This is a genomic window from Hymenobacter sp., assembly GCF_036387835.1.
Lineage (GTDB): Bacteria > Bacteroidota > Bacteroidia > Cytophagales > Hymenobacteraceae > Hymenobacter.
Genome location: NZ_DASVSY010000014.1, coordinates 1 through 15,640 on the forward strand (window position 1 = coordinate 1; position 15,640 = coordinate 15,640).

A 15,640-nucleotide genomic window follows, 5' to 3' on the forward strand; every position below is an offset into this window, starting at 1 on the left:
GCGACACTTCGCGTCTCGCCGTTGCTGAGGTTGTTTAGATGAGCTTGTTCTTAATTGGTCGTTCAACGCCGAGACGCGAAGTGTCGCGTCTCTACATTGTTCATGGAATAGCTATAGGCGAGTAATGTCTTATAGCTGTTCAGCTAGCAGATGACAGCAGCTAGCTGAACAGCTATAAGGCTGCTAACTTCGTGCCGCCGCGAAGCGCGGCAGTAGCTAGCAGAACTATGAAATTAGGACTATGGGGAGCGGGAGCACTCCTGTTGCATGCCGCTGTCGGACAAGCACAAAATCAACCACTTATCACCCGCCCCGATACTATCCGCGCCCTGCCTGAAGTGCCGGTAATCTACCAGGCCGATAAGCTGACGCCGGTTACCTTCCTCAACCTGGATGGCCGGGCACTGGCTCGCAAGAGCGTCGGGCAGGAGCCTTCGTTTCTGCTCTCCGAAACGCCGGCCATTACCGCTTATTCTGATGCGGGCAGCACGCAGGGGTACGCGTACTTTCGGCTGCGCGGCATCGACCAAACCCGCATCAATACCACTCTGAATGGGGTGCCGTTGAACGAGCCCGAAGACCAGGGGGCTTACTTTTCCAACTTCCCTGATGTGCTTAATTCGGTGAGGGCCATTCAGGTTCAACGCGGCGTCGGGACTACGCAGAACGGCACGGCTAGTTACGGGGGAAGCATTCAGCTGTTTTCGCCTACGTTGCGGGATTCGGCGCACATCACGCTTGGGGCGGGGTATGGGTCGTACAACAGCTACCGGATTTTCGGGGAGTATGCCAGTGGGCTGCGCAACCAAAAGGCGCTTTATGTGCGGGCGTCGGAGCTGCATTCGGATGGGTACAAGGACCGGTCGGCCAATACGTCGCGCTCGGTGTTCGTGAGCAGCGGCTTGTTTCGGGATAAAGCCAGCTGGAAGCTCAACCTGCTGGCCGGACATCAGCAAAACCAGCTGGCCTGGCTCGGGGTGGCCGATTCGGTGTTGCAGCGGAACCGCCGGGCCAACGCCAACGGCACCGCCGAAAACGACCGTTTCACGCAGGCCCTGGTGCAACTACAAAACGACTGGCAACTGATCGCTACGTCATTGCTCAGCACCAGCGTGTATTACTCGGCGCTACGTGGCAACTACGACTTCGACCTCAACAACTTCCTTGGCCTGCCGAGCACCGCGGAGCTGTACAAGTACGCGTTTCAGTCGGGGTGGGCGGGGGCTTTCACTACCTACACCCGCCGCACCCGGCACCTAACCTCAACCAGTGGCCTGCACGCCAACACCTATCAGCGGCAGCACACGGGCACGGAGCAGGCGTTGGGTCAGCTCTACCGCAACACAGGGCGCAAGCAGGAACTCAGTGCCTTCAGCAAGCTCGAAGTGCAGCTACAGCAGTTCACGCTGTTTGCCGACGCGCAGTTCCGTACTACCTCGTTTCGTTATGAGGGTAGCGTGCCCCTGCCGACCATAGCCTGGCAGTTTTTTAACCCGAAAATAGGGGCGAGCTTCGCGGCATCTCTCCGCACCACGCTCTACTACAGCCTCGGCCGCACCAGCCGCGAACCAACCCGCAACGACTTATTCGGGGGCAACGACGACTTACTGGCGGACAGCACCGGGGTAGCCTTGGTAACCAACTCAACGCCGGAGTCGGTAGTGGACCAGGAGCTAGGCGTGCGGCATCAAACCGAGAAGTGGCAGCTGAATCTGAATGCCTACTACATGGATTTTCGCAACGAAATCGTGCTAAATGGGCAGTTCGGACCGAACGGCTTGGCGCTAACCAATAAAGTGGAAAGCAGCTTGCGGACCGGACTGGAAGCTACGGTGCGCTATCAGGTTTCGGGCCGGTTCGCGTTGATCAATAACTCGGCTTTCAGCTACAGCCGCATTCGGGAACAGCGCGAGACATTCGAGCCCATCCTCACGCCGCCGCTCATCGTCAACCAGGAGACCGTTTACCAAGCGGGCCGCTGGACTGCCGCGCTGCTCGGCCGCTACCAGAGCCGCTCCTACATCGACTTCGCCAATTCCGCCACCGTCGACGATTATGTACTGCTGAACGCCCGGGTGCAGTACGCCCGCAACGGCTACCAAGTGTCGTTGTTCGCCAATAACCTCACCAATGCCAAGTACTTCAACAACGGCTACGTGGAAGCGGATGGCACCCGCAAGTATTTCGTGCAGGCGCCCGCGAACTTCTACTTGAACGCGCAGTACAGCTTTTAACCCATGTCATTCCGACCGCAGGGAGGAATCTGAGCTGTAGAGTCAGAACAGCAAACTCAGATTCCTCCCTGCGGTCGGAATGACACCATGCTTTATGAGTGCCATCAAAGCTTTCGTATTCGGGAAGTTTATGCCCTTTCACAAGGGGCACGCGCAGCTAATCAGCTTTGCGCGGCAACACTGCGACCACCTGACGGTGCTGGTATGCAGCAGCGACCAGGAACAACTGCCCGGCCTGGTGCGGCAAGCGTGGCTGCAAGAGACATATGCGGGCAACGACACGGTGCATGTTCAACTGCTGGAATACCTGGAAAGCGAATTGCCGAACACCTCGGAAACTTCGTTGGCGGTGTCGAATGTGTGGGCGGATAAGTTTCTGGAAGTGATGCCGGAATGCTCGCTCGTCGTGACGTCGGAGCCGTATGGGGAGCTGGTGGCGGCGCGCATGGGTATCCGGCATTTGCCGTTTGATGTGGCGCGGGGGCTGGTGCCTATATCGGCGACGGCTATCCGGCAGAATCCGGCGGCTTTTTGGCATTTTCTGCCCGACAGCGTGAAGACTTATTATGTGCGCAAAGTGGTGCTACTCGGCACCGAATCAACCGGCAAAACCACGCTGGCTACGCAGTTGGCGGCGCATTTCCAAGCGTCGTTGGTGCTGGAAGCAGGCCGCGACTTAATTGCTGATTCCACCAGTTTTAGCGTAGCCGATTTGTATGACGTAGCGGTAGAGCACGCTCGCCGCATCGAGCAGGCTCAAACTGGCCCTAGCGCCCTTGTTATAATCGATACCGATATTCATATCACACTATCGTATGCCAGGCTGATGTTTGAGCAGGAATTGCCGGTGCCGCCCGGCGTACTCGCCCTTAACCGCGCCGACCTGTATCTGTACTTAGCGGCCGATGTGCCCTTCATGCAGGATGGAGGCCGGCTCCCGGCTGCCGACCGGCTGCGGTTAGATGTTTCGCACCGTCAAACACTACGTCACTACGGCATCAGCGTGGAGGAAATCAGCGGCACCTGGACGCAGCGTTTTCAGTTAGCAGTTCAGCTGGTTGAAGCATTGCTCGCTGGCCGCCGCAATTGAAAGTACTGCCGCTGTCTTGTTGCACAGGCCGTTTTTGAAGCAGATTACTTTAGTAGATGCCGGCAAGCCATTCCTTGAGAATTCAAATACTAAAATGGTTGAACTGCTGAGCCTTTAGCAAGTACTTAAGCCCGGTTAGACGTGGCCGCGCAGCGACCCAAGGTTTGTAGACCCAAGCCAATGGAGCGCGGTTGCGCCGCGTAGCGGTGTCAGAGACGCCTACCATTCTTGTCGCACTTACGCGGCCACCCCACGACGGCCGCGTAAGTGCGACAAGTAACAATTTCTGTAAGCTCAGGATGATGAGCAGCGGCCTGGTCCATAAATATACTTTGCAATGCAAAGTTCTTTGTTATATGTTTGTAAGCATATAATTCAACACTGCATTTCTCTTTTCTAAGCTACTCCGTGTTATGCGCAACCTCTTGAATTCGAAGTGGCTACTGTTGTTGAATACTTTGCCGGTGATTGTGCTGGCTTTGCTGTGTTACGGGGAGTATTCTGTTATCAAGAGCCTGTTGTCGGCGGAAAGCCAGGGGCTATGGCAGTGGTTTGGGCTGGCGCTGGCTGGCCTTGGCTTGACTACGCTTGGGTATGGGCTTTGGCGGATAGGGCAGGGGCGGCCTCTGCAAGCCTGGTATGCCTTGCTGGCGCTGTCAGCTTACTCGGCCTTCTTATGCTACTACGTTTGTTACTCCAACGACCTGGTACCGCGCAATGTGCCCCGCTGGATGGTGCCCACCGATTTGCTGGTGTACGTGGCTACTTTCCTGATGCCGACGCTGGCACACGCGCTGTTTGTATTGGTATTGCGGTGTACGCCGGAAAGTCGTCCGCACCGGGCCGGATTTAGTATTGCGCTGGCCTTCGTCGTGCCAGTAGGCTGGTTTTTGCTGGTTCAGCTACTGTTGGCTTTTGAATGGTCGGGGGTTGGTTCGTGGTTGGGGGGAGCAGTATCGGTGGTGGCGGCGGTGGTGTCCACGGTGAGCTTCCTGTTTTTCCTGGTGCGGGGCGTCTACATTATAGGCCTAAACCAGTCGGATAAGCCTTCTAGGTTTGCGCTGCTCTGGAAAGGGCTAATCGCCTTGGTGCTGCCGCTGGTAGGATTAAGCGTGAACAATGGGCTGTTTTTCAATAATTTTAATGGCAGTGAAACAGGCATCTTCGGCAACTTCGCTGGCCCATGGTTCTACGGACTGGCAGTATTGAACGGGCTGCTGCTGTGCTTGCCCAACCCGGCGCAGAAGAAGCTGCGGCTGTTGCTGTTTCTGGGGCGGAGCATCCTGTTGGGCTACACGTTCTACTTTTTCCTGGTGTTCCTGCCGTATCTGCCGTTTTCCATTTTTGCGGTTATTCTTATTGGCACTGGGTTTTTGATGCTGACGCCGCTGGTGTTGCTGGTGGTGCACCTGCGCGAGCTAGCTGCCGACTACACCGAGTTGTTGGTCTTCTTTCCGAAGCGCGGGCTCCAAGCCGGACTCGTGGGGGCTGTGCTGGTGCTGCCGCTCGCCATTACGGCCCTCAACCTGCACAACCGCCACGTGTTGCACGAGGCCCTGGCCTACCGCTACAGCCCCGATTACTCCCGCACCTACAACCTCGACGAACAGGCGTTGGCCAGTACGCTGGCGGTGGTAAAGCAGAACAAGGCCCGCAACTTCGACTTTCTGTTTGGCTCTCAGCAGCCTTACTTATCTGCTTATTTCAACTGGCTGGTACTCGATAACCTAACGCTTTCCGACGACAAAATAGCCGCTCTGGAACACCTTTTCGCGGGGCCTCCGAAGCAGCCGGAAGGGATGAATGAACTGGCAACGCCTGTGGAATCAGAAGATGCAGAAGCGCAAGTGCTTCAGGTGTCGCGCTCCGCATCGGTTCGGAGGGGGCCAGCCCGCGCCGCCCTTACCAACCTGACGGCCAGCAGCACCTACGATGCGCGCCAGCAGGCTTGGGTGAGCTGGGTGAAGCTAGAAGTTGCCAATACCAATCTCTCGCAGACGAGCACCGAGTATGCTACCACGCTGGAGCTGCCCGCCGGCTGCTGGGTCGGGGGCTACTACCTCGATATCGGCAACCGACGCGAGCCGGGCATCCTGGCCGAGAAAAAAGCCGCTGCCTGGGTGTACCAACAGATTCTCAACGAAAACCAGAACCGCGACCCCGGCCTGCTGGCCTACCTCGACGATAGCCATATCAACCTGCGGGTGTTTCCGGTAGTTGACGGGGAAGTACGCACCACTGGCATCGAGCTGCTACACAAGGAGCCCATGACACTGACCGTGGACAACCGGCAGGTTGCGCTCGGCGACTCCACTACGGCGCCTCTGCTCACGGCTCCCGTAACCACGCCCGGCAACGAAGTGGTGTACGTAAGTGCCGCCGCGAAAAATAAGCTTCCTGTCGTGCAGCGCAAGCCCTACTATCATTTTCTGCTGGATGTGTCGGCGGGCAAGGTGCAGCGCAAAAGCAGCTATCAGCAGCGCGTAGCTAATTACCTCAACCAGAACGGAACGGCCGATAATGCCCGCTTTAGCTTGGTTAATACCTACGCGAAGCTCCTGCCTGCCGGGGCCAATTGGGGGCAGGAGTTAGCCGCTTTTCCCAATGCCGGCGGATTCTATTTGGGTGGGGCCGTACGCAAAATTCTGTTCGACGCTCATCAGCACCCGGCGTCGACGTATCCGGTGCTGGTGGTAGTGACTGATGATGTGCGACAAGCCGTGCTGGACCAAGACTTTTCCGACCTGAGTTGCTCCTATCCGGAAAGTGACCGGTTCTATGTATTGCAGCAAGATGGCCACCTAGTCGCGCATTCGCTGCGCCACAACGCTACCGAGCCATTGCCCGATGCGCCAGTGCCCGCCGCGCCAGTACCCGTGCGGGTCTGGCCCGACGCCGCGCACCCACGCGCTTATCTGCCCGACAACAACGCGGCAGATGTAATCTTAAACCAAGCGCAAATGACACCGCCCGAAACCACTGACGCCAACAACCGCTGGCAAACCGGACTGCTGCTGCGCGGCTACGGACAGTGGCAAGCCTTGCACCCCGAGGCCACCGACGAGCAGCGCGTGCCCTTTGTGCGGGCTAGCTTCCGAACCGGCATCCTGACGCCCTTCACGTCCTACCTGGCGCTGGAAAACGAGGCCCAAAAGGCGGCGCTTCGCCGTAAGCAAGACCAAACGCTGGCCGGCAACGCTGCCCTCGACGCGGGCGAAGAAGAAGAGTCAACCCCGGCCACCGGCGTCCCGATTGATGAGGAGGTTTGGGTGCTGCTGGCTGCTGGCCTCTGCTTTGGGTTTTGGGGCCTGCGCCGAACCTCCTGATGCAGCCTGCCAAGCAAAAGCCGAGCAGCAACCGGGTGACTTTTTCGTACTGTTGGGATAAAGCGTAGTCTTCGCAATAATGCGCGGCGTTTGTCCATGGCCGGAATCATCCGTAAAATCACGAAGGTTGCGAAATACGCGAGCATGGGCTTGTTGGGGGTAGTGGCGTTGTACGGGGTAGGAGTGCTGGTGCTGTCAGCCATACCGGTGGGCACGCGCAGTACCCCCCAACCCGGCGACATTGAAGCCTACGTGCTGTCCAATGGCGTGCACACCGATATTGTTGTGCCCGTCCGAACCAGCCAAATCGACTGGAGTCGCAGTATTCGCTATGCCGACACGCCGGCCGCCGATACCACTCGGCGGTATATCGGCTTCGGGTGGGGTGATAAAGGCTTTTACCTGTACACTCCCACTTGGGCCGAGCTGAAGCTAAGCACCGCTTTACGGGCCATGTTCTGGCTTGGGACTTCGGCCATGCACACCACGTTTCACCACCAGCCCGTGGTGGGGCTACACTGCGTGAAGATTTACTTGAGTCCGGCCGAGTATGCGCGGCTGATTAGCTTCATTCAGCAAAGTTTCCAGCCCGATGCGCAGGGCCAGGTGCAACACATCGAGGGCCATAGCTACGGCCGTTACGACGCATTTTACGAAGCTCGCCGAGTATACAACCTGTTCTATACCTGCAACACGTGGGCCAACGAAGCGCTGAAAATCAGCGGCCAGCGGGCCAGCCTCTGGACCCCGGCCGACGGCGGAATCTTCTGGCACTATCAGTAGCAGCTTGGACTGGCTTGGAAGCTAGCTGCCTATTTATCAAGTCCTGGATGAGAAGGTGGTGTCGTAGCAGCTTGTTGCCATGTATTTGCTGGACTACTTTGCCTGCCTGAGGTTTCGCACTATAATTGAAACTAAGGGCTCAGCGCTAATCCGTCTACCACAGCAATTAGCTTTTTCGGGAGTACAACAGCAGATAATAAAGGAGGTAAGGCGAAGTTGTACTTCGCGGCGCGTTGAACGAGCGGCTGCACCGTTTTGGCAGGTGTCAGCACACCCCGCGAAGTACAACTTGGCCTTACCTCTTATTGGACATGGCCCGAACGGCTAGTTGGGAGAGGGCCGTTGCGGGAATGGCAAAAGCTACTTGCGAAAGCCGAAGGAACATGCTTGATAGTCCTAACCTTTACTTTAAGGCAAAAAGAAACCCGGCTGCTTCCGCGTGGTAAGACGGAAGCAGCCGGGAAAGAGGGTGGCTAGGAAACAACTGAAGCTGCTTAGTTGAGCCAAACCTGAGCTACCGTTTCGAAGCGGTGGCGGGCGAAGGCGCCGTAAGGCTGTTCAGCGTAAAAACCTAGAACGTGAATTTGTGGCAGACCAGTGCGCGCATTGCGGCGCACCTGGATGGGGTACACTTGGCCGGCTTTAGGCCAGTCGCCAATGTGGTCGGAGGGGCGGCGGCTGTCATCTACACAGCGAGCATATTGCTGTACAGGCGGCGGAACGGGAAGCTTTACTTTCGACATATCCAAAGATACGGATATTAGTCGATTCTAAAAAGTTTAGTTGTAATTTTTAGGAGTAAAAGCGCCATAGGATGCCTTTAACCTGATCTTAATAAGAATATAGGTTGTGCAATATACAGTTACTCATAAATAGATGCGTAGCTGAACCTTGGTGTAATTGCTAAAAATATTAGCTGCTGAGCTTTGCTTTTTTTCAAGTAGGAAATGGCACCTATCTACTGGAAATAGAAATTTAGGTTAAGCCAACTAATCTGCCTATTCTTTTTCAGGCACACCACAAAATCCTGAACAGTATGCACCTCTTGCAACCCCGAATCAGGAATCTGGATGCGGTAATGGGTTTTCATGCTAACTATTAGCTCCACGAAGTCCAGAGAAGCCATGCCTAAATCTTCGGTGAACCGGAGCAGGCTAAGGTCATCGTCGGCGGCCAGGTGTGGGGCAGGGTGGGCCACTCGCGCTGTTGGGACCTTTACCGAACTTTCACGTAGAGCCCAAGAGCAAGTACCAACTGCGGGGCAAAACCGGGGAAGTGAAATTGTACGCCGTGGAGCTTAGCCATTGAGAGTGGAGCCATTGGCATTAGACTCGAAATACTAATCGGTGTGAAGAAGCTTGTTGAACACAACAAAGCGCCCTATTGGAGCGAGAGTGATACTCTTGCTCCAATAGGGCGCTTTGTTTGCTGTAGTTGCTTGTTGTTAGTGCGTCAGGAGTACGCGCCGGGTCAGGCTGCTCGCAGCGCCTTGCACGCGCACCACATACACGCCAGCGGGTAGCTCTTGCAAATCCAGAGTTGCCGTAGAGCCGACCAGGGCCTGCTGCTTCACCACTTGGCCTAGCGTGCTCAGGACCTCTAACCGTTTGCCGCCGAAGCTTGCTGGTACTTCCACTCGCACCTGACCGGAGGTGGGGTTAGGGTACAGCTGCCACGCAACCGGGGCAACGGATGGCCGCACCCGTAGAATCTGGCTTTGGGTGTAGCGGGCTATGGCATCGTCGGCGGCAACTTGCAGCTGAGCCAGGGTAGGCGCTGCTATTATGGCAAGCGTGACAACGGCCGAATCGGCGGGAGCAAGCTGAGGGAACATGGCCCCTACTACCTGCGCAATGTCGGTGCCAGTAGCCACGCCAGCAGTGCGCTGGCGGGTGCCGTTGTTTAGGGTCAGCATTTTTTCGGCGCGGCTGAAGCCGTTGGCAAGGCGCACGGCACTGCCGGCGGGCGCATTTACGTCAATAGCATAGTTGAGCACTGTACCGCCCCGTAACCATTGCACCCCCACATAAGCGTTTGGCGTGTTCACGTTGTAGGCGTAGCTGAGGTGGCGCACCGAATCCCAAACCACCGCGTTACGGTTGTAAGCCCCCATGTCCCAATCGGCGAATAGGGCGGCATAGAGAGGTTTGAGCGTGTCGGCGGTTATGTTTTTGATGTGGTATTCCAGCGTCACGTAGTTACGCTCTACGCCGTGCGCCCAGGAAGAGCCTTGCTGGCGCACCTCTACCCCCACGGTTCGGTTGCGGGTTGCGCTTGGCAAGGAGTCGCGCAGAACACCGGTAGCCAGTTGATCGGCGTAAGTGGTCTGACGACGCAGCGTAGTTTGTGCCTGGCTGAAGAAGTCGGCGTCAATGCTGTTTCGGTCGTTGCGCAGGCGGCTGGAAATGCGGGTTGTACCCGTGCCGAGGAGCAGGCCACCTTCGTACAACATAGAGGTTCCGCCCAGATACCGTACGCCTTCTCCTATATCAGACCCTATACCATCAGTGCCTAAGCTGCCACGGTGCGTGAGCGTCAGGGCCAGGTTGCCCGCATTAAGCACCACGTATTCCGGATTAACACGGATGGTTACGTACTGGTCTTCCTGATAGCCAGTGTTTGGGTCGGAAAGGTGATAGCGCAGAGTTACTGGCGTGTTGACGGGCGCGGCCGACGCTACTAACAGGCGGAAAGGGGCGGCCGCGTTTGAAACGCGCGACATGGTACCAAGCGCCGTAGTGGTAAATGTGCCTTGCTGCACCGTTACGTAGGGCGATAGAGACGTAACAGTGAGCGTCAGGTTTTGCATCGGCTGCAACAGGTTCTGGAGCTCAACAGTTATCCGAATAGTATCACCTAGTTGATAAACGGGCTTGGTAGGATTAAATACGCATTGGGTGAGGCGAACAGCATGCTGGTTGTTGGCTTGCACCGCCCGGAACACGTTCAGGCGCCCGGTGCCTAGCTTCCCGGCATAGGCGGCGTTGCCAGGCAGGTTGTAGATGTTGTCGGTGGTAGCACGCAGCTGCGCAATTACTTGTTCTGCCGAAAGCTGCGGAAACCGGGCCCGTACCAGCGCTGCTGCTCCGGCCACCAAAGGCGCCGCAAACGAAGAGCCACCGACCCGGACATAGTCGGCATCGGTATCGCCCCAGGTGGTGTATATGGCTTCACCGGGAGCTACCAGGTCGATCCGGCGGCTATACGTTGCGCTGCCCGAGCGGATGTCGGAGGGGCCGCACCAGCCAACTGACAGCACGTGGTCGTAGCTGGCGGGGTAAAAATCTAGCTCGGCGTTGGTGTTGCCGGCGGCGGCTACCAGCACTACATCGTGGGTGATAGCGGCATACGAAATGGCGTCCTGCTCGAATTGGGAGCGGCCCCCGGCGCCACCCCACGACATATTGATGATTTTGCAGCCATGCTCGGCAGCATACACAATGGCCTCGTAGCCGGCAAAAGAGCCGGTTGCCGTCCCCGGATAGATCTTTAGCGGTAAAAATCGGCAGTTGAATCCTACCCCAGCAATACCAGTTCCGTTATCGGCGCGGCCCGAGGCGGCTCCGGCGGTGTGCACGCCGTGCAGCGGCTGCGCATACGAGTTGGGGGAAGGGTTGTTGTCGCGGTCGGCGAAGTCCCAGCCGCGGTAGTTATCGATGTAGCCGTCGTGGTCGTTGTCGATACCATCGGGTGGGTCTTGGTAGTTGCGCTGCCACTGGCCGGCTAAGTCTTGGTGCGTCAGCCGGAAACCTGTATCGGTGATGCCAATCAGAACGGTGGTATCCCCTTTGGTTAGGTCCCAGGCCTGGTAAGCACGGATATTCTTCAGGTGGTATTGTCCGGGCGTGACGGTAGAATCGGCCAGTGGGTCGTTGGGCTGATGAAGGGGCGCCCGGTAATAAAGCGGCTCTACATAGGCCAGCATGCCAGTACCTTGCAGAGCGTGCTGCACCTTGCTCAAAGAAACATCCTGATTGAACCACGCTTGGTAAACCAGACGCAGATCGACGGCGCCAGGCTGGTCGTAGTTGGGAAGCTGCGCATGCGGAAATTTTTGCTGCACCTGCGTAGCACCAAGGCGGTGCAACAAAGCATCTAGCACAGGACCAGCCACTACATCCGAAGATACTTGAGGGCGGAACTCTGGCTTCAGTTTAAATACCAGTGTGCCAGGCAGTGTAGTAGGGGCGTCAGCGGCGCTTTGTCCTATTCCCGCAGTTAAAGGAGTAGACGCTGATTGCGCTATTCCCATAGAGGGAATCAAGGCTGATATTAGGAATAGTGCTAATTTAAACGATGGTAAAAGTTTGGCCATAGTGCAAAAGAAACCAGCGACAGTAGACTACAAATCCTTGGGCTCCTATCGAACATAGATTGCACTATGCCTCAAGACGTACAAGCATCTTGAGTAAAACTAATTAATAAAAATAGCTTAAATGAGCTTTAAAGGGATATTTATATCGATTACTTTATATAATACTACAAATAGACATAAAAGCTCCTTCGGCTATAAATTGTATTAGCAGGTGCTGGTATTCAAGCTTAGATCATGGTATTGGATAATACTTGGTCTTGTTTGAATAATTATCTAGTTGCGGGATGAGTTGGTTTATTGCAAATGGTTGAGTGTCGTTATGTTATGAGTAATCTTTTTATTAGCTAGGCTGTAAATCTTGTGCGTATAGATTGTGTGATAAAATCGAAAGGCACATAAGTACTGCGTCCCTTCGGACGTAATACCTATGTGCCTCGCTTCGTATGGATGTTTAGTTTATGCGTTCAGTTGAAGAAGTTAACCTGAAGTGCAGAAGCAGGAATTTTTGTAGGTATCAGTTGAAAAGCCGACTAAGCTTGGTGGTGATGCTTAGCAATCGTGCACCAGGTAAGGGCTTGAAGCAGTAACCGTTCTAGGCCTGATAAATAAAAAAGGCGCTTCCGAAGAAGCGCCTCTTATCTGTTGGAACAACCTCAAGCTTAGCCTAACTCGCCTCGAATCGTGAGGAAGTAGCCCGAACTCGTTTCGAGCTCAGGTAGGCCACAATAGTGGGCTTTGCTCCTAACTAAATGATGTTGCGCAGGTCGTTGCGCAAGTTCTCGATACCGTGCCATATCTCCGACCACGCATTATGATCATGGTCGGAGGGCTTTGTATCGTGGGTTGGCGCTGGGCCTAGCTTCTCGGCCAGCTTATTGCGCTTCACTTCCAGCGCCGCAATGTGTTCGTGGTACGTATGTGGCGCACCGGCAGTGGTGGCGTGAGCCCGATTGCGGAGCGTATTGATTTTAGTGTTTAAATCTTCGAGGGCATGGCGAATATCCTTATCGGAAAGGTGTTGCGGCACGCGCGCATTTTGGGGGGAAGTAGTAGACATGGCGAACAGCTGGTAGGTTTAGAAGGCAGATAGAATAAGATACAGCTTTTGACGAGCAAAGGATACGCTAAGTTGCTCGCGTAACTCATCTATAAGTAATAAGGCGCTTCTTTGACGACTCTATGAGTGGCCAGTAAAACCTGCTAGCTTCTAGTACTAAGGCCTACTTTTTTTATTTTCACTTGTGTTCTAAAGTGAGCCTCTCACGCAACCACCGTTGGGATATCCAACTCGCGGGCCAGTGGCGCGGCAGCCGACACATAAAGCAACGTTAGCAATTCGTTGAGGGCCGGCGCTAGTTCTACCAGATAATCTTCGTGCAGCTTGCCAATTTGCTTGAGCACGTCGTGGGTGCGGCGGGCCAGGTGTTGGAGTAGCGGCTGCGTGGGGCCATGTAGTTGCGCCACGGCAGCGGGCTGGTGGCGGAAGATATTGGTTAGCAACCGCAAAGTCAGCTCTATTTCGCCGAACGTGTCGCCGGTGATGCGGGCGTGGTAAGCCAGCCGGGCCTGCAACTGCCGCACGATGTGCAGTAGGTCGTTGGGCGTTTGGTGGTAGCCCCGAACAGGGTCATCTACTTGCGTCCGAAGCCGCTCCCGCCGGATTTCCAGTGCATCTTCGCCCTCCAGCAACCGAAACGTAAGCTGCTCCGTCAGCACAGAATCCTGCGCCACTAGGCGGGCCAGCAACTGGTCTTTTTCGCGTTGGGGCAGGTTGAAGAGGGCTTTGCGTAAGTCGGGAGAAAGGGCGGGCATTGAGTGAACAGAATTGGTAAGGGCTCTAAACTACAACTACCACTAAAAAGCTCCCCTCCTTTTTTCAAGAAGGGGAGCTAGTCCGTAACTTCTAACGCTTAGCTCTTCTTTTTCGGCACCTTATTGCTGGCAGCATACGCTACCCGATAAATCACCCCATTATCATCATCTGACACCAACAACGACCCATCATTGGCCTGCACAATGGCGCAGGGACGGCCGAACTCCGATTTACCGCCTTCCACCAGCCAGCCCGTTATGAAGTCCTCGAACTGTTGGGGCTGGCCTTGCTCGTTGAAATGCACGCGCACAATCTTGTAGCCTGAAGGCTGCGCGCGGTTCCAGGAACCGTGCATGGTCACGAAGGCGTCATTTTTATATTCGGCCGGAAACTGCTGACTGCGGTTGAAGACCAAACCCAATGGGGCCGAATGGGCCTTGTAAAGCAGCAAGGGGCGCACGGCTTTGGCGTCGAACTGCTCGTAAGTTTCGCCGCTCTTGGGTTTGTTGGCGGGGTAGGGCTTGCCGTCGGCAATGATGGAGGGCCAGCCGTAGTTGGCGCCTTCCTTGATCTGGTTGAACTCCTCCTGCTGGTCTTCGTCGCCGAGCCAATCAATGCCGTGGTCCATGCCGAAGAGGACTTTGGTGGCCGGGTGCCAGTCGAAGCCGATGGTGTTGCGCAGGCCGGTGGCGTACACGCGGCGACCCGAGCCATCGGTGTTTATCTGGAGCAGGGTAGCGTTTTCGGGGTTGTCTTCGTCGCAGGCGTTGCAGGTGCTGCCTACCGAGAGATAGAGCTTGCCATCGGGGCCGAAGCTGAGGGTGCGGTTGGCGTGCTGGCCGGCGTCGGGTAGATCTTTGTAGAGGGTTTTTAGCTCGCTTAGTGTGCCGTCGGCTTTTACGTCGGCCACGTACAGCTCCCGCACGGCAGCTATATAGAGCTTGCCATCCTTGAGGGCTAGGCCATGCAGATGCGCACGTTGCGCGACCTGTTTCGTTGTCTCCACTTTGCCGTCTTTGTTGGCGTCGCGCAACAGCGTTATGGTGCCTTTCACGCGGTTGGACACATACACGTCGCCGTTGGGAGCCACAGCTAGCATTCGAGGCATGTCGAGGCCTTCGGCGTATTTAGTGACAGTGAAGCCAGCCGGGACAGTAAGAGCCGTTACGCGCTCCTCGGTAACGGGCAGCTTCTTAGGCAGATAGATGTTGCCCGTCATCTTGAACGGCGTGCCTTCGGGCGGTACGTTCTGGGCGGTAGCGGAGAAGCCGACCAAAAGGGCAGCAGTCAGGAGCAAGGAAGTTTTCATAGAGCAGCAAAGCGAAACAGTAGTTCCGTTCAACTGCTTTTGTCGAGCTTGGGTTACGGACGAGCTTTCAGCCGGTGCGTTGCTGGCGGTACAGGCGAATGGCGGAAAGAGCTGCTAGCAGGAGCAGCAGAAGTGTGGAGTTGCGCCAGTCGGGCTGGAAGAGGGCAGCGGCTGTCAGGGGTACTGTTGGCTCAGGAATGCGTGTAATATAAGCATTCGTGCCACACAAGAACCCTTCAAAAGATTTAGGACTCATTGTGAAAGCATACAGCGTTGTTGGCTGATGCTGAATATCAAGCCACCATTTAGTAATGCCCTCTTCGCTGAGCGTGCTGATAGCGAAAACAAAGCTCTTATATACCGAGCCAGAATGGAACGCAATACGCAGCCCCGTTTTGTGATCGTAGTCTTCTTGCAATCGTGTTGCCGCTAAACGAGCTTGTTTATAGCTGAAATAGTCAGCCCACAGATTTCCTGTGAACGTAATAGTTTGCCAAGACCGAAACTCCTCCAGTTGCTGCTCGGAAGAATAGACGGGTGGGGAAAAGCCAAAAACGTCACCATGTAACGGCATTGCAGTAAACTGCATGAATACCTGTCGCGGCTCCATCCCCCGCATTCGCGGCAGCGCTACGCAGCCTAACCACAGCAGCCACGCCAGCGCCAGCAAGCCCGGTGGGAACAGCAGGGGCCGACGATGGCGGCGGGGGAGGTGAAGCGGAGTAGTCATCAGTCGAACTAAATAGGGTGCAGAAGGTAAACTACATTAT

11 protein-coding genes are annotated in these 15,640 nt (G+C 55.8%); 4 read left to right on the top strand and 7 right to left on the bottom strand.

Annotated elements, in window-relative coordinates; genetic code table 11:
- Positions 1 to 227 precede the first annotated feature (227 nt).
- The 4 genes from VF639_RS02915 (at position 228) to VF639_RS02930 (ending at position 7,433) form a co-directional block, all read left to right on the top strand.
- The gene (locus VF639_RS02915) at positions 228 to 2,234 is read left to right on the top strand and encodes a TonB-dependent receptor (protein ID WP_331144384.1); all 2,007 of its coding nucleotides are present in this window, start codon (positions 228 to 230) and stop codon (positions 2,232 to 2,234) included.
- A gap of 94 nt (positions 2,235 to 2,328) precedes the next feature.
- Entirely contained in the window at positions 2,329 to 3,324 is a 996-nt protein-coding gene (locus VF639_RS02920; RefSeq protein WP_331144385.1) for an AAA family ATPase, read from the top strand.
- Positions 3,325 to 3,737: 413 nt separating this feature from the next.
- Positions 3,738 to 6,650, top strand: coding sequence for an MSEP-CTERM sorting domain-containing protein (locus VF639_RS02925; RefSeq protein ID WP_331144386.1), 2,913 nt, complete (start codon positions 3,738 to 3,740; stop codon positions 6,648 to 6,650).
- Positions 6,651 to 6,746: 96 nt separating this feature from the next.
- Entirely contained in the window at positions 6,747 to 7,433 is a 687-nt protein-coding gene (locus tag VF639_RS02930; RefSeq protein WP_331144387.1) for a TIGR02117 family protein, read from the top strand.
- A gap of 494 nt (positions 7,434 to 7,927) precedes the next feature.
- On the opposite strand, the gene VF639_RS02935 is transcribed toward VF639_RS02930, so the two are convergent.
- From VF639_RS02935 to VF639_RS02965, 7 genes are all read right to left on the bottom strand, one after another.
- Complete coding sequence (locus VF639_RS02935; RefSeq protein ID WP_243801180.1) at positions 7,928 to 8,176, bottom strand: hypothetical protein; 249 nt, start codon at positions 8,174 to 8,176, stop codon at positions 7,928 to 7,930.
- A gap of 215 nt (positions 8,177 to 8,391) precedes the next feature.
- Positions 8,392 to 8,631: a phosphopantetheine-binding protein gene (locus VF639_RS02940; protein ID WP_331144388.1), complete on the bottom strand. Its 240-nt coding sequence runs from the start codon at positions 8,629 to 8,631 to the stop codon at positions 8,392 to 8,394.
- A 246-nt stretch (positions 8,632 to 8,877) separates the two neighbouring features.
- Positions 8,878 to 11,685 (bottom strand): S8 family peptidase, encoded by a 2,808-nt coding sequence (locus tag VF639_RS02945; RefSeq protein WP_331144389.1) that lies wholly within the window; start codon positions 11,683 to 11,685, stop codon positions 8,878 to 8,880.
- 808 nt (positions 11,686 to 12,493) lie between these two features.
- Positions 12,494 to 12,805 (bottom strand): sll1863 family stress response protein, encoded by a 312-nt coding sequence (locus VF639_RS02950; protein ID WP_331144390.1) that lies wholly within the window; start codon positions 12,803 to 12,805, stop codon positions 12,494 to 12,496.
- A 203-nt stretch (positions 12,806 to 13,008) separates the two neighbouring features.
- Positions 13,009 to 13,560 (bottom strand): hypothetical protein, encoded by a 552-nt coding sequence (locus VF639_RS02955; RefSeq protein ID WP_331144391.1) that lies wholly within the window; start codon positions 13,558 to 13,560, stop codon positions 13,009 to 13,011.
- A gap of 98 nt (positions 13,561 to 13,658) precedes the next feature.
- On the bottom strand, positions 13,659 to 14,870 hold the full coding sequence (locus tag VF639_RS02960) for a PQQ-dependent sugar dehydrogenase (protein WP_331144392.1): 1,212 nt from the start codon (positions 14,868 to 14,870) through the stop codon (positions 13,659 to 13,661).
- A gap of 67 nt (positions 14,871 to 14,937) precedes the next feature.
- The gene (locus VF639_RS02965) at positions 14,938 to 15,600 is read right to left on the bottom strand and encodes a hypothetical protein (RefSeq protein ID WP_331144393.1); all 663 of its coding nucleotides are present in this window, start codon (positions 15,598 to 15,600) and stop codon (positions 14,938 to 14,940) included.
- Positions 15,601 to 15,640 lie beyond the last annotated feature (40 nt).

Excerpts from the sequence above, each read along its gene's own strand:
- VF639_RS02915 (WP_331144384.1), top strand. The coding sequence starts at position 228 with ATGAAATTAGGACTATGGGGAGCGGGAGCACTCCTGTTGCATGCCGCT.
- VF639_RS02920 (WP_331144385.1), top strand. The coding sequence starts at position 2,329 with ATGAGTGCCATCAAAGCTTTCGTATTCGGGAAGTTTATGCCCTTTCAC.
- VF639_RS02925 (WP_331144386.1), top strand. The coding sequence starts at position 3,738 with ATGCGCAACCTCTTGAATTCGAAGTGGCTACTGTTGTTGAATACTTTG.
- VF639_RS02930 (WP_331144387.1), top strand. The coding sequence starts at position 6,747 with ATGGCCGGAATCATCCGTAAAATCACGAAGGTTGCGAAATACGCGAGC.
- VF639_RS02935 (WP_243801180.1), bottom strand. The coding sequence starts at position 8,176 with ATGTCGAAAGTAAAGCTTCCCGTTCCGCCGCCTGTACAGCAATATGCT.
- VF639_RS02945 (WP_331144389.1), bottom strand. The coding sequence starts at position 11,685 with ATGGGAATAGCGCAATCAGCGTCTACTCCTTTAACTGCGGGAATAGGA.
- VF639_RS02950 (WP_331144390.1), bottom strand. The coding sequence starts at position 12,805 with ATGTCTACTACTTCCCCCCAAAATGCGCGCGTGCCGCAACACCTTTCC.
- VF639_RS02955 (WP_331144391.1), bottom strand. The coding sequence starts at position 13,560 with ATGCCCGCCCTTTCTCCCGACTTACGCAAAGCCCTCTTCAACCTGCCC.
- VF639_RS02960 (WP_331144392.1), bottom strand. The coding sequence starts at position 14,870 with ATGAAAACTTCCTTGCTCCTGACTGCTGCCCTTTTGGTCGGCTTCTCC.
- VF639_RS02965 (WP_331144393.1), bottom strand. The coding sequence starts at position 15,600 with ATGACTACTCCGCTTCACCTCCCCCGCCGCCATCGTCGGCCCCTGCTG.